Consider the following 18,554-nt stretch of genomic DNA (forward strand, 5'->3'; position numbering starts at 1 on the left):
GTGCAGCGTCCTGAAAGTGAATTGCTTTGCTATTCGCATAACTCATATCAAGTTCGCAACTATTCATTTGTCAGAATAGCACAGCCACGGGATTCTCGATCCGGGATTTTACACGTCCCACCGCGTTTCGCGGTGCGGACACGAGAACCGGAGCAACCATTGGCACAACTGAACTCAGGTACCGGGCTCCGCCGAGCCGAGATCGCGGGCGCGGGAATTGGCGGACTGACCGCAGCGGCGGCACTTGCACAGCGGGGCTGGCAGGTGACCGTCCATGAACGGGCGCCCGATCTGCGAACCTTTGGTGCGGGGATCTATATCTGGAGCAATGGGCTTCGGGTTCTCAAGGCCATCGGTGCGTATGATGAGGCAACGGCAGGAGCCCATATCGGCCCGCTGTTCGAAACGCGCGATCATGAAAATCGCGTGATGGAAGAGATTCCGATCAATCGCCCAGGTTCGGCGCGCCTTATTACGATCCTGCGTGAGACACTGACGCGCTCCCTCATCAACGTCTGTCGGGAACACGGGGTTGAAATCCGCACCTCGTCGGAGGTGGTGGGCGCGACACCTGAAGGTGAATTGCTGTTGGCCGGCGGCGAGCGCCGCGCGGCCGACTTGGTCGTGGGGGCCGACGGTATCAATTCTGCCGTCCGAGATTCGCTGGGGCTTCTGCTCTACCGCAAGGACCTTGGCTACGGTGCCGTGCGACTACTGGTCGACAGGTCGGATACCGATCTACCCGCAGAGGATAAAGACAAATACATCGAGCATTTTTCCGGCAGCCGACGCATTCTCTATACGCCGGCAAGCGAACGCGACCTTTACATCGCGCTTTGCTGCGCGGCAGACGACGAGGCTGCGCTCCGGGTACCGGCTGATCGAAAACTCTGGCGTACTTCGTTTCCTCACCTCGCTCGTCTCACAGAGCGGTTCGGCGATGCCGGTCGGTGGGATGCGTTCGAAGTGGTGAAACTCAAGAGCTGGAGCAGCGGATCAGCAGCGGTACTGGGAGATGGGGCTCACGCCATGCCACCATATCTCGGTCAGGGCGGCGGTTGTGCGCTGATGAACGCCCTTGGCCTTGCCGTCGCCGTCTCAGAGATCGACGATATTCCGTCCGCCCTTCGGGCGTGGGAAGCGCGCGAACGCCCTCTCACCGAGCACACGCAGGAGCAGTCGGAACGCCAAGGCGACATGAATCTGTGGCCGGATTCGCTGCGTTCCGAGGTGCTGACCATAACGGGTCAATCCCATGAACTGGCAATGCTTCGCCTCCGTACCGCGATGCATGTGCCAACGGGCGCCGCTGAAGCGATCTGACGGCAACCGGCTTCAGTTCTGGCTCAAGAAAACTCTGGAGGAATCCTTTGAAATCAATACGCATCGGCGCCAATCCCCTCACATATGATGACTCCGGTTCAGGGGACGCAATCCTGCTTCTTTCAGGGTGGTGTCAAGATCACAGGCTGTTCAAGCATCTGGCACCTGATCTGGCGCGGACGCACAGGGTTATCCGTCTGGATTGGCGCGGACATGGCGAGGAGAGAAGCCATGACGGCGACTTCACGACCGACGATCTTGCGTCCGATGTCGCCGCATTTGTCGATGAACTCGGTCTGGAGACAGTGGTGCCGGTTTCCACCTCTCATGGAGGGTGGGCCAATATTGAATTGACAGATCGGCTTGGCGCAAAGCGGATTCCGTGTTCCGTCGTGATCGACTGGATCATGGTGACACCGGGCGAGGCCTTCCACACCAGCATTGCAGAAATTCAGGACCCGGAGAAATGGGAAGGCGGGTGCCGGGATCTGTTCAACTACTGGATAGGAGAAACAGACAACCGCGATATTGTCGACCACGTTAATCTGGAGATGGGCGGCTTCGGCTACGATATGTGGGCACGATCCGGGCGCGAAATCGAACGGGCCTACAAGAAGTGGGGCAATCCCATGTGCCGCATGAAGGCGATGGCTGAAACCCGCCCCATCACCCATATTTTCTCCCAACCCTTCGAGCAGGAGTATCTCGCCGCCCAGCAGGAATTCTCAAAGTCCAATCCTTGGTTCCAGCCTGCAAAGTTGCAGGGAAGAACCCATTTTCCGACACTCGAGCAGCCGCGTGCTGTGGCAGATACAATTCGCACGTTCCTGCAATGAGTGTGCTGTCTCAGATTCCTCCGGATGTGCTCAGCGAGCTTCGCGCCGAAGGTGCGCTGCCGCGTGCGACGCTCAATCGTGACTACAATGCGCGGGCATCGGTGACACCCGAGCGCTTCGAAGCTGAAATGTCCCGTTACAGGGCGCTCTCAGAGCCCGCCCGGACGAGACCGGCTGCGGCATTGGATATCGTATATGACGAGACAAGCGGTCAGACGCTGGATGTCTTCGGCGCCGCGGCTCCGGGTGAGCGGCTTAGGCCGGTCTTCGTCTTCATTCATGGTGGTTACTGGCGTGCATTGTCGAAGCTGGATTCGGCCTTCATGGCCAATCCTCTCGCCGACAAGGGCCTGGCAACCGCGACGATCGATTATCGCCTGGCACCCGAGGCCTCGCTTGATGAGATCGTGCGAGAGGTTCGTCAGGCCGTAGCGTTTCTGTGGCGGCGCGGTGCGAATTACGGCATCGACCCGCAGCGTATCTTCATTGGGGGAAGTTCAGCAGGCGGACACTTGACGGGAGCCGTGCTGGCGGGCGGCTGGCACGCAGATGCCAATATTCCCGAGAACGTCATCAAGGGCGCCCTTGCAATCAGCGGCTTGTTTCATCTGGCGCCCATAGCCGCGTCATTCGTGCAGGACTGGATGAGACTCACCGCGCGGCAGGTGAGCGATCTAAGCCCGGCAGAGCATTTGCCCCGCATCGGCTGCCCGCTCATTGTCGCCTATGCGGCAGGAGAGCCCGCGGGCTTTGCCAGACAATCCCGTGTCTATCACGCCCTTTGGGGCGCCGCAGGTCATCCTGGCCGACTGATCGAGGTTCCGCAACGCAATCATTTCGACGTCGTTCTCGACCTGGCAGACCCCGACACGGTTCTTTCGCGGACCCTGATCGAGCTCATGAGGGGCTGAAGACGATGCCGAGCCGAGCCGGACTTTCGCAAGACACCCCTCTTTCCGACCACCTTATGTGCCGTTTCACGGCCTTCCCATTGATTTGAACCGGACCAAAGTTGCCGAGGAAAAAATGTCAAACTATCCCGACCTGCAGCTCTATATCGGTGGCGCCTGGCGCAGGACTTCCGACACTCTTCCCGTGGTGAACCCGGTAGACGAGAGCGTGATCGGCGCCACCCCCGTCGCAACGGAACGGGATCTCGATGATGCGCTGACTGCGGCCGCCGATGGTCTGAAAGTGTGGAGTCGCACCGCGCCTTCGCAACGCGCGCGCATCATTCGCAAAGCCGCCGCACTTATGCGCGAGCGGATAGACGAGATTGCATTCGACATCACCCGGGAGCATGGCAAACCGCTGGCACAGGCCCACCTCGAAGTGATCCGCGGCTGCGAGTTCTTTGAGTGGGACGCGGGAGAAGCTCAGCGCACTTACGGTCGTGTCATCCCAAGTGAACCAGGTACCCGCTATGTGGTGCATCACCAGCCCATCGGCACGGTCGCGGCCTTCTCACCGTGGAATTTTCCCATGAGCCAACCGGCTCGCAAGGTGGCGGGCGCGTTGGCTGCCGGATGTTCCATCATCCTGAAAGCTGCTGAAGAAACGCCGGCGGGTGCGCTTCACATCGCACGCGCATTCCACGATGCGGGCTTGCCCGCAGGTGTGCTCAATCTGGTATTCGGCGTCCCCGCCCGCATCTCTGAGTACCTCATTTCGCGGGATCAGGTAAGGTTGATCGCATTCACGGGATCCACCGCGGTGGGCAAGCACCTTGCCGGACTTGCGGCTCAACACATCAAGCCGGTTCTGATGGAGCTTGGCGGTCATGCTCCGGTGATCGTATGCGATGATACCGACCCGGCTCGTGCAGGTGAGATTTCCGCGATACGCAAGGCCAGGAATGCAGGGCAGGTCTGCACCTCTCCCACGCGTTTCTTCGTGGACGAGAAATCGTTCGACGCATTCTCCGCATCCTTTGTGGAGCGCGCAAAAGCGGTCACGATCGGAAACGGACTCGATGCAAGCACTGAGATGGGCCCCCTTGCCAATCATCGCCGCATCGAAGCGATGGAAGTGCTGGTTGCCGATGCCGTCGCTTCCGGCGCGCGACTGGTTGCGGGCGGAGAGCGCATCGGCAACCGCGGCTACTTCTTTCCCGTGACGGTTTTGACCAATGTCCCGGACAGTGCCCGCATCATGCAGGAAGAGCCATTCGGCCCGCTGGCCGTGATCAACCCTGTGGCGTCCCTCGATGAAGCTATCGAGAAGGCAAACTCGGTTCCCTTTGGCCTGGCTGCATACGCTTTCACCGACTCCGCTGCCAATGTTGACCGCCTCACCGAGGAAATCGAAGCAGGCAACCTGTCCGTCAATACGCTTGAGGCCTCCGTTCCGGAGACGCCCTTCGGGGGCATCAAGGAGAGCGGTTACGGAAGAGAAGGCGGCACTGAGGGGCTTACCCACTACACGGTGGTGAAGAACCTTTCGCATCGCATGAGTGTCTGAAAGGGAAACGGATTTTGCAGGGGGCTGCGTTGCAAACGCATTTCCCGAGAAACAAAAGAGCAGTTCAAAAGGAATGCACTATTGCCATGTCCGTGGCGGCAGTGTTCCCAGAAAAATCTTCAAGGGTTTCTGACCGATGAAATACGACCGAGAATCCGCAAAGCAACATGCCCGCGAAACGATGAAGGGCATCTGGGCGGCGGCGCTGATGCCTTTCACCCCCTCACTGGGCCTCGATGAGAATGGTTTTCAGCGCAACATCGATCACTGGATCGATGATCTCGGCATTGACGGCTTTTTCATTGCGGGGAAGCAGGGCGAGTCCTTCTCCATGTCGGTAGAGGAGCGCAAACGCTGTTTCGATCTGGCGGTCGAGGCCTGCGCCGGGCGTGCCCAGACCATTATGTCATGCTCCGATCAAAACATGGATGTGGTTATCGACCTTGCACGGCATGCCCAGCAATGCGGGGCCGACTATATCGTCGTACATGCCCCCGTGCTCAGCTTTTTCCAGGCCCAGGACGAGACCCTTCTCAACTACTATCGGACGATTGCAGAGAAGGTCGATATCGGCGTTGCCCTTTGGAGCCATCCGGACAGCGGCTATCTGATGAGCCCGGAACTGTGCAACCGGCTCGCCGACATCGAAACCGTTGTTGCGATCAAATACTCCGTGCCGCGCGACATGTACCGGAAGCTGACGCAACTCGCCGGCGATCGGATCATCGTGTCGACCGCATCGGAAGAGGAATGGCTGGACAACATCCTGGAACTCGGTTGGCAGCTCTATCTTTGCTCATCGCCACCCTTTCTGCTCCAGACCAAGAACGACCGGCGGATGCGGGAATATACGGATCTCGCCTTTGCCGGACGCGGCGAGGAAGCCCGCGCGATTCGCGATAGCCTCGACCCAGTGCGGAAGGCTCTGCGAGATACACGCCCCGCCGAAAAGCCGCACGCCCATCAGAAATACTGGCAGGAACTTCTCGGGCAGGCCGGAGGCGCAGTCAGGGCACCCCTTCTCCCATTAACCGATGCGGAGAAATCCCGAACGCGGGCAGCATTTGAAGCAAGCGGACTAAAACCGTGACGCAATGGTACGAAGCAACGGGAGGACGATATGACAGAGAGACAGCTATCGGCATTCAGCTTTTCCAAATGGATCGACGAGCACAAGCACCTGCTTAAGCCACCGGTTGGAAACCAGCAGATCTGGGAAGACGCCGACATGATGGTGACAGTGGTCGGTGGGCCCAACAAACGGACCGATTACCACGACGATCCGGTGGAGGAATTTTTCTACCAGCTCAAGGGCGACATGGTTCTAAAGGTTGTCGACAATGGCGCCTTTTATGACGTTCCCATTCGCGAGGGTGAGATTTTTCTCCTGCCTCCGCATATACGCCATTCCCCGCAACGCCCCCAGGAAGGATCGATCGGTCTGGTGATCGAACCGAAGCGCCAACCCGACCAGGTGGATGCGTTCGAATGGTACTGCTTCGAGTGCAATGAACTCGTGAAACGCGTCGAAGTTTCACTCAAAAGCATCGTTCGCGATCTGCCGCCGATCTATCAAGCCTTCTACGCGGATGAGAAGGCACGCACCTGCCCGAACTGCAATGCCGTGCACCCCGGGAAAGTGCCGCCTGAGGGATGGGTGAAACTGTAGAAAAGCGCTGCGGCAGAAACGTCGGAAACATGAATCAGAAACCCGCCTCGTGAGTGGGTAGTTGAGGGAACGTCATGACAAAAACGAGAAAACTTCTTCTGGCCGCGGCATGGTCATCGGCGATGGTCGCGTTTGGCCACGCGCAGGAGCCGGTGAAGATCGGCATGATCACCACGCTCTCCGGACCGGCCGGATATCTTGGCCAGGATATTCGGGACGGCTTCGCGCTCGCCATCGAGGAGAATGGCGGCACACTCGGAGGCGTGCCGGTAGAACTGCACGTCGAGGACGATGGACTGAAGCCGGGTAATGCAAGACAGATTGCAGAGAAAATGCTGGCCGACGATGTGAAGCTCTTTACCGGGATCGTATTCGCCAATGTGGCATTCGCAACGGTTCCCGAAATTCTCGACAACGATGCGCTTTACGTGGCCGCGAACACAGCCTCTTCCTCATTTGCCGGCGAGGAATGCCACGCGAACTATTTCGTCAGTTCGTGGCAGGACGACAGCCAAGGGGAGAGCGCCGGCGCCCTTGCCCAGTCGCTGGGGTACAAGACAGCTTTTCTTGTCGCCCCCAACTATCAGGCCGGCAAGGAAACCATGGTCGCGTTCAAACGCTTTTTCGAAGGCGAGGTCGTGGGAGAAATCTACACCGGTCTCGACCAGACGGACTTTGCCGCCGAAATGGCGCAGATCCGCGCTGCGGCACCCGACATGGTCTACGAATTCCAGCCCGGCGGACTGGGTATCGCATTTATCCGGCAGTACCAGCAAGCAGGCCTTTCGGAACAGATTCCGCTCGTCGTTCACCCGGCCTCCATGGACCATGTCATCCTTGGTGCGGTCGGTGAGGCCGCCGACGGCTTGCAGGTGACGAGCCACTGGAACGACGACTTTGACAATCCGACGAACGCGTCCTTCATAGAGGCATGGCGCGCCAAGTATGACGACCGCCCTGTCACCTACTATGCGGCACAAGGCTACGATGCCGCATTGATGATTGCCGCAGGCCTGGCTGGTAGCGAAGGTTCCGTCGAAGATATTAAGGCGTTCCGCGAAGCGCTTTTGAGCCAGAAGATCGAGTCGGTCCGCGGGGTTTTCTCGCTTGGCCCCAATCAACACCCGGTTCAAGACTGGTATGCCTTGAAAGCGGTCAAAAACGACACTGGCCAGATGGTCTTGAAGACCGAAGCCAAAGTGCTCAGTGTACATCAGGACGGCTATGCGCAGGATTGCACGTTACAGTCGGCCGACTGATCAACTGTGCCGGGGATCGAGCCAAACGCACGATCCTCATGATCATCGCGGCGTGCATCGCTGGCTTTCGGTGATGCACGCTACCTTCATTCCCTCTCGCTGCAATCGGGCAGGCATATCCTGGCTGATTGTCCGGACGCTTTCGTATCGCTTGCACGAGCGGGATGACAACAACCACCAGGTTCAGGGAGATCAGCGCGGCAGGGCGCTCGGTTGTCTCGCCTCAGAGCATGATGGAAGCGCGCTGAGCGACGTTTGCTGGGCTTCCCAAAGCGGATGGCTCCTTGCAAACGCGCTTTGGCACATTGCTATGCCGCGAGCAAAGCCCGTTCACTATGTCGGATCAGTCCGCGCCGGTCGCCGGCTCTCCGGTCTTTGAACCGATATGCGAAATGATGTTCAAGGCGGTTTTCGCCACGTGCTTCTTCATTGCTTCGCTGGCGCCGTCACCGTCATTGTTCAGGATGCACTCCACGATCTCGCGATGCTCATCCTGCGACTGTACAACACGTTCCTCCGAGAACAAGAACTGGGCGTGGAACATGGAGAGGCGATTGCGGACGTCGAGGGCAATATCCCGCAATGCGTCGTTGTGGCATGCGTCGTAGATCGCCTGATGCAAAGCACGATTGGCCTCTGCATATGCGGTCATGTCATGCTGCTTTATCGCATCCTGCCCACGCGTGTGGATCAATCGGATGTGTTCGCGCTGAACCGTGTCCGCACGCAGCGCGCAGTATCTAGCGCACAAGCCCTCCAGTTCGCTAAGAGCCTCGTAGAGATTGCGCAGTGTTGTGGTTTCTATCTGGGCAACAGCAAAGCCTCGTCTAGGCCGTTGCTCGATCAGTCGCGTCAAAGCCAGTTCGCGCAATGCATCGCGTATGGGGCTGCGCGATACCTGAAACCGGTCTGCCAATGATTGCTCGTCTAGCCGGTCTCCCGGTTTGAGATCCCCCTTGAGAATCTCCTCGGAGAGGGTGTTGGCAATTCGCTGGCTCAGCGTGGTGTTCGTCATCGATTGTAGATCCTTGCCGCGTTCCGAGGCGAGCTTCTTTCCTGATTTGAATCATTTGGCAAACAATAACATTAGGCAATTTGCATTTCTATCTTTTTTGTCGACATTATATCGAAGTTGCACTCTGAAATGGGAGGTATGTGTTGCTCACTCTGTATCATGCATGGGATTCGCTGCAATCGTTCAAGGTCCGCGTTTGCCTGGCGGAACTTGATGTCCCCTGGGAGGATCGTTCGATCTGTCTGACGGAGTTCGAGCACCTTCAGCCGGAGTATCTGCAGTTGAATGCGGACGGTCTGGTGCCCACGCTGATTTGCCAAGGGCAGCCGCTGGGGGAATCTTCGGTTATCAATGCCTTTCTTGATGAGACGTACGGTCGGGGTCGTCTGCATCCGCAGGATGCCATGGCGCGCGCCCGGATGCGCTGGTGGTGTCACTGCGAAGACAGTGTGGTTCATCCGGCGATCCGATCTCCTACGTTCAATCTCTACATCAAACCTCTTCTGTCGAGTCTTTCGGCGGAGGAACTGGAGCGAAAAATCGCGGCACATCCGTTGCCGGAGCGTGCCGGCGCGTTTCGTTCGGCGGTGACGGCCCCATTCGATCGAGCCGCCGTCGTCGCGGCCATTCGGACGCTTCATCGCACGATCGGGCGTATGAATGAAGTTCTGCTGGAGGCGGAATGGCTGGCCGGCGACAGATTCAGTCTCGCCGATGTTGCGATGAGTGCGCTGGTAGATCGGTTGAAGGTGCTGGGGCTTTCGACGCTTTGGCGTGCTCACCCGGCGGCACGCAGATGGGCTGATCAGATGGCGGCCCGGCCTTCCTTTGCCGTCGCGGGTGGAGAGCAGGAGCACAAGGTGACTGCGCTTGTTGAACAGGAATTATGCGCTTCCTTGATCAAAGATGCGTTGCCGCCAGATATGTATGCAAAGATTTATAATTGACGACAAAATCTAAATTATGTACACATACGGAAAATTGAATTGAGGAGGAAGTTCATGCCTACAGTCGCCTTCGGTCGTTATGTAGACAGTGGTCCCGAAAAATCTGCAGTTATTTGCGGAGGGGCGCTTTACGATGCGGCGGAACTGCGAGCCGCCGGCGTGAGTTTGCCGGAAGGCGACTGGTCGAATGGAGAGGTTACAAGTTTTCTGGCTGGGCTGTGTTCCGATGCGCACGACTGGAGTGGGCTTGCGGGTTCCATCCGCGATGCAGCAAGGCGGGCGGATTTGTCCGATCTCAAGGGTAGGGTGAAGCTGTGCGCGCCGTTTCGCCCGCACCGTATTTTCTGCGCCGCTTCAAACTTCGTCGACCATGCGGATGAGATGGGGACTGTTCTCGCCGCCAAGGCGGAGAGCAAGCCCTACATGTTCCTGAAACTGGAGAATTGCGTGATCGGTCCGGGCGAGCCTGTCACGATGCCCGATGGGACCGAACAGCTCGATTGGGAGGTCGAGTTGGCGGCGGTGATCGGCAGGATCGCACGTCACATCTCTGCTGAGGACGCACTAAAGCATGTGGCCGCTTATAGCGTCGTCAACGATGTTACGGCGCGCGACATGAACGTGCGTAGTGATTATCCCTTCAAGTTCGACTGGTTTCAGGGCAAGTGTCACGATGGTTTCGCTCCGTTCGGACCGTGGCTCGTCCCGGCTGCTCAGATCCCCGATCCTCAGAAGGTTCGCCTCCGCCTGTCCGTCAATGGAGAGGTGATGCAGGATGGCACGGCAGAGGAGATGATCTGGAAGGTCAACGAGCAGATTGCCTATCTGTCGACGATCGTTTCACTCCAACCTGGGGATGTTATCGCGACCGGCACCCCTACAGGTGTGGGCATGGGGCGTGGCGTTTTTCTGAAGCGTGGAGATGTCATGACGGCTGCGGTGGCTGAGATCGGGGAGATTAGCAACCCGGTGCAATAAGGGCCCGCAGGTCGGGCAAACTCAGGGAGGAGAAGCGATAATGAGTAAAAAAAGAAACCGGCGCGGTTTGGTTGCACACACCGCCGCAGCAATGTTGCTTGCCGCCACGGTTCACGCGTCGGCCGACGAGCAGATCAGCTTCAATATGGCGTGGTTGCCGCAGGGCAGTGTGGTTGGGCCAATCGTTGCCAAGGAAAAAGGCTGGTTTAACGACGCTGGACTCGATGTCGAACTGTCTCGTGGCTATGGCGGTTCTCGGACTGCGAACGAAGTCGATCAAGGCATGTTCACAATCGGATATGTCGATCCCATCAACGTGGCGCTCAATCGGCAGAACGGCGGTACACTGAGAATGGTCGGCGCGATTAATGGAATCTGGCCGGCTGGCGTCTGCTACGTGAAGCAGGGGCTGGATGATCAGCGCGGGATCGATGATATCATTGGTCTGAAAATGGGCGGCGGTGCAGCCTCTCCGGTGCACAAGATCATGCCGGCCTGGCTGGAGATGAACGGACGCGCGCCGGATGCGATTTCACTGCTTCGGTTGGAGCCCGCCGTGGTTGATGCCTCTTTGCTTGAAGGTCGCATCGATCTGGCGGAATGCTGGCGTGCTTCCAACCGTGCGGTGCTGCAGAAACTCGCCGAAAAGGCAGGCAAGCAAATTGGTTGGATCGAATATTCCGACCATGGTTTGAATGCCTATGGAAGCGGCTTTGCCACAACGGAAGCAGCCATTGCGGAAAAGCCCGGGGCACTGCGCGCATTCTTGGACGCGTCCTACCGCGGATATGAATTTGCCATCGAGAATCCCGAAGACGCCGCGGAGATCATACTCGCAGCCTATCCAAGCCTTGATCCTGAAATAACGCTTCAGCAGGTCCGCGAGGTGGTCTCGTTGCTCGCCCCAAGGGGGAAGCTCGAGCCGGCGTTTGAGGCGGAAAGGATTGGTGGCACCTATGAGTTGATCACCAGTGCTTTCGGCCTGTCGCATGAAGCGGTGACGGCGGATGACCTCTTCACCAACGAATTGGTGGAGTGAACGGTGGTCCGTCCGCTCTGGAGCGCGAACGGACATCTTATTACGCCAGGGAGGTTGATATGGTGAAGCCGAAACCCCGTAAGATGGGGCATCTGGTCCTGCATGTCCGGGACATACGAAAATCCTTTGAGTTCTACACCGAGGTTGTAGGTCTAACGCTTTCCGACTGGATCGAAGACAAGCTTGTTTTCCTACGCTGCGGTTCCGATCATCATGATCTCGCCTTGGTGCAGATCCCACCGGATGCTGGCAATCGCGAAGATATCTACAGCGTCAATCGTCCTGGCCTTGAGCATTTCGCATATGAGCTTGGTTCCCTGGACGAGATCGAGGAAGCCGCGCGTCACATTCAATCGAAAGGCGTTAAGATCGAACGGGGCATAGGTAAGCACGGGCCGGGCGAAAACCTGTTCCTCGTCTTCAAGGATCCCGACAACAACAATGTCGAATTCTATGCCGACATGGTTCAGGTCACGGACGATTCCCCCTACGACCCAAGTGTCTGGAAGGATGACGTTACGGCGTTCGATCAGTGGAAGTTCGAGAAGTTTCTAGTCGATCCCCCCAAGGGCTGGGGTGAAAACTGATGACGGCATGGCTGGAGTTCCCGGGATGAAGCAGTTGCTCTCAAATGCACGTCTTCCAGAGTTGATCTTCTTCGGTCTCATTGCTCTGCTCTGGGAGATGGCGGCGGAATGGTTCGGCATACGGCAATACCTCCTGCCTTCGTTGTCGGCTGTTCTCTTTTCACTGTGGGACAATGCGGGCGAACTCTACCGGCACACCTTGATCACGTTGAACGAAGTGGTGGTCGGCTACCTTTGGGCGGTCGTTGGCGGTCTCGCTTTGGGGTTGGTGATCCATGCCATGCCTCTGGCGCGCCGGACGGTGTATCCGTTGATCGTGCTCTTTCAGGGGCTTCCCAAAGTGGCGTTGGCACCGTTGATGGTGATCTGGTTCGGCTATGGCCTTACCTCGAAGGTCCTCATGGCTTTTCTTTTCGCATTCTTTCCAATCGTGATTGGCATGCTGGGCGGGCTTGAGAGTGTTCCCTCGCATTTGCGCGAGCATTTCGATGCGATTGGCGCTTCCCGATGGATACGCTTCTGGCGCCTCCAGATGCCGGCCGCAATGCCATCCATCGTGGATGCCTGCAAGACGGCCATGCCGCTTGCCGTCATCGGTGCGATCATCGGTGAGTTTGTCGGTGCGGAAGGCGGTTTGGGTTACGTGATCCTGTCGGCAAATGCGTCGGCCCGATCCGATCTTCTGTTCGCCGCGCTCGTGGTGATCTCGATCCTGTCAACGCTTCTCTACCTTGTGGTGGAGTTGTTGGGGCGCAGGGTCTGGTGGCGCGGCATCTAGGCCGCGCTGCCAGTCACATTCCAAGTAAATGAAAAGCCAAAGGAGAACTCAATGGCAAAGCTACGTCACGTCGCCATCCAGGTGAAGGATCATGCGGAAGCAGCTCAGTTTTATGTAGATGCACTTGGCATGGAGATTGTCGGTCAGACCGACTCGCCCCTCGCGTCTGGAACGTATGTCTCCGACGGAACGGTTACCCTCGCGCTGCTTGAATACAAGGCAGACGAGTGGGCTGGCGGCGACAAGGATGCCGTTGCAATCAACCACATCGGCTTTTGGGTAGACGATATCGACGAGCAGAGTGAGATCATCAAGAAGAACGGCGGAACCTTTTTCAAGGAACTGCCACTGGACAAGGATTCACTCTACTACGAGATGAAGTTCCGCGATCCCAATGGAATTATCTTCGATGTGTCCCACAACGGTTGGGTCGGAGCGTCCAAGTGAACGCACAGCCAAACCCGGCGGATGTACAAGCATCCGCTGGGGCCATCAGCATCCGCGATTTATCAAAGACTTTCGGAGCGCTGAAGGTTCTAGACAACGTCAATTGCAGCATCGGCGAAGCGGAGTTCGTATCCATTCTCGGGCCAAGCGGCTGTGGTAAAAGTACGATCCTGCGCATCATAGCGGGCCTCGTGGAACCCGATGAAGGGGCGCAGCTGAACCTTTGGGGAGAGCCGTCCAGTAGGCACAACAAGCAGGTGGGCGTGGTGTTCCAGACCCACAACATGCTGCCCTGGCTGACGGTTGAAAAGAACATCCGCCTGAACTGCGAGGTTCGCGGTGTTCCAGGTGAGGAGATAACACGCCGGGTCGACGAGATACTGCCGGTTCTAAAGCTGGACGGTTTCCGAGACAAATTTCCGCACCAGATCTCCGGGGGCATGAAACAGCGCGCCGCGCTTGGTCAAACCCTGATCTCGCAGCCGAAACTCCTATTGCTTGATGAGCCGTTCGGTGCGCTCGATGCGCTGACGAGAGATCAACTGAACGTTGAACTGCTGCGCCTGTGGCAGAAGATCCGGAAAACTGTCGTCTTGATCACGCACAGCATTTCCGAAGCGATCTTCCTTTCAGATCGTGTTCTCGTCATGTCAGACCGGCCGTCCAAAGTCATCAGCGATGTTCGCATTGATCTTCCACGTCCACGCGACCCGAAAACCACACGTGAGGATCCGAGGTTCGGTCAGTACGTGACACAGCTCAGCACACTCATGGGTGTGAATTAATGACAAACTTGGAGACGGGAAGAATGGATTTCCGACGTTTTCACGGTATGTCGCCAGCTCTGGCGACACCCTTCAATGCGAACCAGGAGCTCGACCTCGACCGTCTGGAAGCGCTGATCGACGAATATCTTTCCTGTGGCGTACATGGAATCTCTGTTGCCGGCAGCCAGGGCGAGTTCTTCTCGCTGGACGAATTGGAGCATATCGCGCTGCTCGAGCGATGCGTTAAAGCCGTCAATGGCAGGGTTCCGGTCGTCGCTGGTTGTGCGCGGAGCAATCTGCGGGAAACACGCCGCACTTTATCGGCGGCAAAGTCGATCGGCGTTGACATGGCGATGCTGATTACACCGTATTTCGCGCAGCCGAACCAAGCGGAACTTGTCAATCATTTCACGGCGTTGGCCGGGGAAACCGAGCTACCCGTACTTCTGTACAACAACCCGCCGCGTACCAGCGTCAATATCACGCCGCAGACCCTTGCCGCCGTCATGGATGGAGCCGCCAATGTCGTTGGCATCAAAGATTCGGCCGGTGACATGACCCAGGCAATCGAATTTCTGGTGGCCTCGGGGAGGCGTGGCATTCTCTTCTCCGGTCGCGATACGCTGACGCTATCCATGCTCGTTAACGGCGGTCATGGTGCCGTGTCGCCCGCCTGCAACGTCTTTCCCCGCTTGCTGGTCCATCTTTACGACACGGCCGTTTCCGGCAACCTTACCGAGGCGCGCCGTATCTCGGACCTCCTGGCGCCGTTACGCGCTGCGTGGGTCCTCGGGTCGTTCCCTGTTGTCATTAAGGAGGCGATGATGATGGTCGGGCGGAGTGCTGGACCGGCACGCGATCCCATCAAGCCGTTGGATCCGCCGGCGCGCGCGAAGCTTCAGTCCGTGATTGACGCGATCATGCCCGAAGAAGAGGCGTTGGCGCCATGAGTTGCGCTGTCGGTCTCTTCGGAGCGTCGAGCCCTTGTGCGAACAATCTGCTGACGCGCATCTTTGTTGATGCGCGGAGTCAGAACGGCTGGTTGGAAACGCCGGTTCTCGATGCTGAATTGCGCCGGATATGGGACCTGACGCGGTGGGCGCCCACATCCGCAAACTGTTGCCCGATGCGGATCAGGTTCGTGAGACCGGGGGCGGCGCAGGAGCGGCTTCTGCAATTCGTTGATGAGGGGAACCTCGCCAAAGTGCGCGCAGCTCCGGTTACAGCCATTCTCGGATACGATCTGGCGTTTCATGAGCATTTCAGCCGTCTGTTTCCCCACCGCCCGACTGTTCGAGAGCGTTTTGTTGGCGAGGAGAATGCTGAGCGCACTCGCATGACCGCGATACGGAATGGCACATTGCAAGCGGGCTTTTTTATGCTGGCGGCACGCGCGATCGGCCTGGATTGTGGTCCTCTTTCAGGGTTCGATCACGAAGGTGTCGACAGGGCGTTCTGGCAGGGAACCCATGTGAGAACGAATTTTCTTTGCAGCCTTGGGCACGGTGATCCATCTTGCCTGTTTCCCCGTCACCCGCGCTTCGATTTCGACGATGTCTGTGAAATCCTCTGATTCCGGTCAGCTCGGCGTCGCGGAGGACGGCGCCCTTTGTCTGTCGCTGGGGCGCATCGGCCTCCAATCGGGCCCGGAACTGGAAGATGTCGTTCTTGTCGTGAAAACATTCGGGCGGCTGAATGCCAGTGGCGACAACGTGGTGCTCATTCCCACGTCATTTGGGGCAACTCATCGCGATTTCGAGTGGATGGTCGGGGCGGAATCCATCTTCGATCCGGCTAGATATTTTATCGTCATCGCCAATCTCTTCGGGAATGGGCTATCGAGCTCGCCAAGCAATTGTGTGGCTTTCGCTGAGGGAAAAAAATTTCCGCTTATCACGGCCTACGATAACGCACTTGCCCAAAAATATGTGCTCGAGCGGGTCTTTCGTGTACGGCGCATCGCCGTGGCGATGGGGTGGTCGATGGGAGGTCAGGTTGCATGGCATCTGGCCGCGCTCTTTCCCGAAGACATTGCCCACCTCATACCTGTCTGCGCTACAGCGCGTACCTCGGCGCACAATCGTGTCTTCCTTGAGGGGGCGAAAGCTCTACTGCAGACAGACTGCGCTTACGATCCCGAAGCTGGCCGGTTCGTACGCCTGCCGGACCGCGTATTGCCTGCGCTTGGGCGGTTTTATGCCGGCTGGGCGCTTTCGCAGGCATTTTATCGTGACGAATGCTGGCGCTCCCTGGGCTATGAGGCACTTGAAGACTTTCTAAGCGGCTACTGGGACAGAGCGTTTGTGGGCAAGGATCCCGACAATCTGCTGGCACATATATCCACATGGGAGGCGGCCGATATTGCTGCAAACGAACGGTATTACGGCAACCTTGACAAGGCAATCGAAGCTGTTCGCGCGCGCGTCTTGTTGATGCCTGCGCGTGCCGATCTCTATTTCCAGGAAGTCGATGTAAAGGCTGAAGGAGCCCTCTTGCGCGATGTGCGCATCGCAATGCTGGAGTCACCTTGGGGGCATAGGGCAGGCAATCCTGTGATGAGCCCTTCTGACCAGGACTTTATTATGCGCCAGGTGCGCGATTTCATCTCATGATGCTCGCCACGACGTATTCTATAGCAGATTGGTGGCTTCTTGGGATAGCAGCTTTCGCTGCCGGCGGTCTCAACGCCGTGGCCGGGGGCGGAAGTTTTCTCACATTTCCAGCTCTGGTCTATGTCGGGGTTCCTCCCATTATTGCGAATGCTACCAGTGCCTTCGCCGTTACGCCGGGATACGTCGGTGGTGCCGTCGGGTTTCAGAAAGAGTTGAAAACACTCGATGCTGGAGCGCTTCTTCGCATGTGTCTAGCCGGCATTGCGGGTGGGATCGTCGGTGGTTTTCTTCTCACCATAACCACGGCTGCCACATTCAATGCGATCGTCCCTGCTTTGCTGTTCCTGGCAACTGCGGTCTTCGCGTTTAGCGAACGTATCGTCGCACTGGTGGAGATAAGTGCTATCCCACCCGCACCGGGAGTTTTCATCGTTTCCGTATACGGCGGGTATTTCAATGGCGGACTGGGAATTGTGCTTCTTGCGCTCTTTGCCCTTTTGGGCATGACCAGTCTGCCGTTGATGAACGGATTGAAGAATCTTCTCTCCCTTATTTTGTCGGCGGCATCGCTTGCGGTTTTTGCCCTTGGAGGTCTCATCGACTGGTCACTTGGAACTTTGATGGCCGTGTTCGCTGCTCTGGGAGGATATGCAGGTGCTCAAGTATCCAGAAGGGTGTCGAAGCTGCTGTTAAGAATGATCGTGGTGGTGACCGGCTTGGCGATGAGTGTCATATTCCTGCTCGCGTGAACACGGGTTTTCGATGTGCCAGGGAACGCGTGCTATGGCGATGTGTTGACCGTCAGCGCCCGTGGCACAGATTTGAGGTTGTGATTTAAGGAGGATTTGGGTCTCGTCGGAGTGACGAAGGAACGCAGATGAGACCCAAATCCTCAAAATCGAAATCACCATCCAAAGTCCCCGTCGAACAGGTGGTGAAAGATATCCGCCGCAAGACGCGCCGCCACTTCTCCGCGAAGGACAAGATCCGGATCGTGCTGGAAGGCCTGCGCCGTGAAGCCCGCGATCTGAAGGAATGTGTCGCCGATCTGACCTTGGAGAACCGGCTGCTTAAAAATGCATGATCGCGAATGGGGACGATGAGGAATGAGGTATCCCGCATCCGAGAAGCTCGAGATCATCCGGATCGCCGAGCAATCCCATCTGCCGGTAAAGCGCACGCTGGAGCTGGCCCTGGAAGTCTCGGGTTGCGACAGCGCGGCAGTGCTACATAAGCCAAAGTTGCTCAGCGACAACGGTCCCAGCTATATCGCGGGCGAACTGGCGGAGTTCATCGAGACGCAGGGCATGAGCCATGTGCGTGGCGCGCCACTACATTACCAAACCCAAGGCAAGATCGAACGGTGGCACCAGACCCTCAAAAACCGCATCCTGTTGGCAAACTACTTCCTGCCGGGCGATCTCGAAGCCTGGATTGAGGCCTTCATACAAGGATGGGGTCTACGACGCGAACGGGTTTAAGATGGTCTGGTTCAAGGACCCTGACGGCAACATCCTCCATCTGAACAGCGCCTGAGCGTTTCAGCCACGTTTGTCAATGGCGGGACAAGACCTGCCACGGGCTGGCGCAAAAGTAAGCCAGCTAGCGCCGCAAGCGTGGAACGTGAGGAGGGCGTAGCCCGACCAGAGTCTCGCGCTCGCGGCGTCGGCGATTTTCGCGAGGGTATCAACCGGCTCTTCGCACGCGGTTTTGGGCGAGACGATAGCTCTCGGGTTCAATTCGAGAATGTTGATGTGGTGGGTGACGCGATCGAGCAGCGCACCGGTCAGACGCTGGGACCCGAACGTGTCCGTCCATTCGTCGAACGGCAGCTTTG

General features: G+C 57.7%; 20 protein-coding genes and 2 pseudogenes. 20 read left to right on the forward strand and 2 right to left on the reverse strand.

The genetic code is table 11. From position 1 onward, the window contains the following. From AC07E3_RS07940 to AC07E3_RS07970, 7 genes are all read left to right on the forward strand, one after another. On the forward strand, positions 1-1,323 hold the full coding sequence (locus AC07E3_RS07940; protein WP_478361053.1) for an FAD-dependent oxidoreductase: 1,323 nt from the start codon (positions 1-3) through the stop codon (positions 1,321-1,323). A 47-nt stretch (positions 1,324-1,370) separates the two neighbouring features. Continuing rightward, positions 1,371-2,159, forward strand: a complete 789-nt coding sequence (locus tag AC07E3_RS07945; protein ID WP_336071097.1) for an alpha/beta fold hydrolase — start codon at positions 1,371-1,373, stop codon at positions 2,157-2,159. Continuing rightward, positions 2,156-3,070, forward strand: a complete 915-nt coding sequence (locus AC07E3_RS07950; protein WP_336071098.1) for an alpha/beta hydrolase — start codon at positions 2,156-2,158, stop codon at positions 3,068-3,070. Before AC07E3_RS07945 ends, AC07E3_RS07950 begins: the two co-directional genes overlap by 4 nt. A 115-nt stretch (positions 3,071-3,185) precedes the next feature. Then, the gene (locus tag AC07E3_RS07955; protein WP_336071159.1) at positions 3,186-4,619 is read left to right on the forward strand and encodes an NAD-dependent succinate-semialdehyde dehydrogenase; all 1,434 of its coding nucleotides are present in this window, start codon (positions 3,186-3,188) and stop codon (positions 4,617-4,619) included. Between the two features lie 136 nt (positions 4,620-4,755). Continuing rightward, positions 4,756-5,709, forward strand: coding sequence for a dihydrodipicolinate synthase family protein (locus AC07E3_RS07960; RefSeq protein ID WP_336071099.1), 954 nt, complete (start codon positions 4,756-4,758; stop codon positions 5,707-5,709). Between the two features lie 30 nt (positions 5,710-5,739). Further along, a complete protein-coding gene (locus tag AC07E3_RS07965) occupies positions 5,740-6,288 on the forward strand; it encodes a 3-hydroxyanthranilate 3,4-dioxygenase (protein ID WP_336071100.1) in 549 nt (182 codons plus the stop codon). A 74-nt stretch (positions 6,289-6,362) separates the two neighbouring features. Then, positions 6,363-7,547: an ABC transporter substrate-binding protein gene (locus AC07E3_RS07970; RefSeq protein ID WP_478361055.1), complete on the forward strand. Its 1,185-nt coding sequence runs from the start codon at positions 6,363-6,365 to the stop codon at positions 7,545-7,547. A gap of 343 nt (positions 7,548-7,890) precedes the next feature. Here the strand turns inward: AC07E3_RS07970 and AC07E3_RS07975 are convergent, their stop codons facing one another. Beyond that, complete coding sequence (locus tag AC07E3_RS07975; protein ID WP_336071102.1) at positions 7,891-8,562, reverse strand: GntR family transcriptional regulator; 672 nt, start codon at positions 8,560-8,562, stop codon at positions 7,891-7,893. Between the two features lie 143 nt (positions 8,563-8,705). Between AC07E3_RS07975 and AC07E3_RS07980 the strand changes: the two genes are divergently transcribed. The 13 genes and pseudogenes from AC07E3_RS07980 to AC07E3_RS08040 all read left to right on the forward strand — a co-directional run. Further along, positions 8,706-9,509, forward strand: a complete 804-nt coding sequence (locus AC07E3_RS07980) for a glutathione S-transferase family protein (RefSeq protein ID WP_478361057.1) — start codon at positions 8,706-8,708, stop codon at positions 9,507-9,509. Between the two features lie 54 nt (positions 9,510-9,563). Continuing rightward, on the forward strand, positions 9,564-10,487 hold the full coding sequence (locus AC07E3_RS07985) for a fumarylacetoacetate hydrolase family protein (protein WP_336071104.1): 924 nt from the start codon (positions 9,564-9,566) through the stop codon (positions 10,485-10,487). Between the two features lie 40 nt (positions 10,488-10,527). Next, positions 10,528-11,526, forward strand: a complete 999-nt coding sequence (locus AC07E3_RS07990) for an ABC transporter substrate-binding protein (RefSeq protein WP_336071105.1) — start codon at positions 10,528-10,530, stop codon at positions 11,524-11,526. Between the two features lie 59 nt (positions 11,527-11,585). Continuing rightward, a complete protein-coding gene (locus AC07E3_RS07995) occupies positions 11,586-12,113 on the forward strand; it encodes a VOC family protein (protein WP_336071106.1) in 528 nt (175 codons plus the stop codon). 25 nt (positions 12,114-12,138) lie between these two features. Further along, positions 12,139-12,891 (forward strand): ABC transporter permease, encoded by a 753-nt coding sequence (locus tag AC07E3_RS08000; RefSeq protein WP_336071107.1) that lies wholly within the window; start codon positions 12,139-12,141, stop codon positions 12,889-12,891. Between the two features lie 51 nt (positions 12,892-12,942). Next, positions 12,943-13,338: a VOC family protein gene (locus tag AC07E3_RS08005; RefSeq protein WP_336071108.1), complete on the forward strand. Its 396-nt coding sequence runs from the start codon at positions 12,943-12,945 to the stop codon at positions 13,336-13,338. Next, entirely contained in the window at positions 13,335-14,123 is a 789-nt protein-coding gene (locus tag AC07E3_RS08010) for an ABC transporter ATP-binding protein (protein ID WP_336071109.1), read from the forward strand. The genes AC07E3_RS08005 and AC07E3_RS08010 overlap by 4 nt, the downstream gene beginning before the upstream one ends. A gap of 23 nt (positions 14,124-14,146) precedes the next feature. Next, a complete protein-coding gene (gene dapA, locus AC07E3_RS08015) occupies positions 14,147-15,055 on the forward strand; it encodes a 4-hydroxy-tetrahydrodipicolinate synthase (RefSeq protein ID WP_336071110.1) in 909 nt (302 codons plus the stop codon). Beyond that, positions 15,052-15,678: a malonic semialdehyde reductase gene (locus AC07E3_RS08020; protein ID WP_336071111.1), complete on the forward strand. Its 627-nt coding sequence runs from the start codon at positions 15,052-15,054 to the stop codon at positions 15,676-15,678. Before dapA ends, AC07E3_RS08020 begins: the two co-directional genes overlap by 4 nt. Further along, positions 15,659-16,717 carry an alpha/beta fold hydrolase gene (locus tag AC07E3_RS08025; protein ID WP_336071112.1) on the forward strand — a complete coding sequence of 353 codons (1,059 nt, stop codon included), beginning with the start codon at positions 15,659-15,661 and terminating at the stop codon, positions 16,715-16,717. The genes AC07E3_RS08020 and AC07E3_RS08025 overlap by 20 nt, the downstream gene beginning before the upstream one ends. Beyond that, positions 16,714-17,466 carry a sulfite exporter TauE/SafE family protein gene (locus tag AC07E3_RS08030; protein ID WP_336071113.1) on the forward strand — a complete coding sequence of 251 codons (753 nt, stop codon included), beginning with the start codon at positions 16,714-16,716 and terminating at the stop codon, positions 17,464-17,466. The genes AC07E3_RS08025 and AC07E3_RS08030 overlap by 4 nt, the downstream gene beginning before the upstream one ends. Before the next feature lie 185 nt (positions 17,467-17,651). Further along, complete coding sequence (locus AC07E3_RS08035; RefSeq protein WP_478361060.1) at positions 17,652-17,801, forward strand: hypothetical protein; 150 nt, start codon at positions 17,652-17,654, stop codon at positions 17,799-17,801. A gap of 85 nt (positions 17,802-17,886) precedes the next feature. Next, a pseudogene (locus AC07E3_RS08040) lies at positions 17,887-18,186 on the forward strand (IS3 family transposase); the annotation flags it as partial. Positions 18,187-18,403: 217 nt separating this feature from the next. Here the strand turns inward: AC07E3_RS08040 and AC07E3_RS08045 are convergent. Continuing rightward, positions 18,404-18,552: pseudogene (locus AC07E3_RS08045) on the reverse strand (ATP-binding protein); the annotation flags it as partial. Between the last annotated feature and the right edge of the window lie 2 nt (positions 18,553-18,554).

The organism is Nitratireductor lacus, from assembly GCF_056431025.1.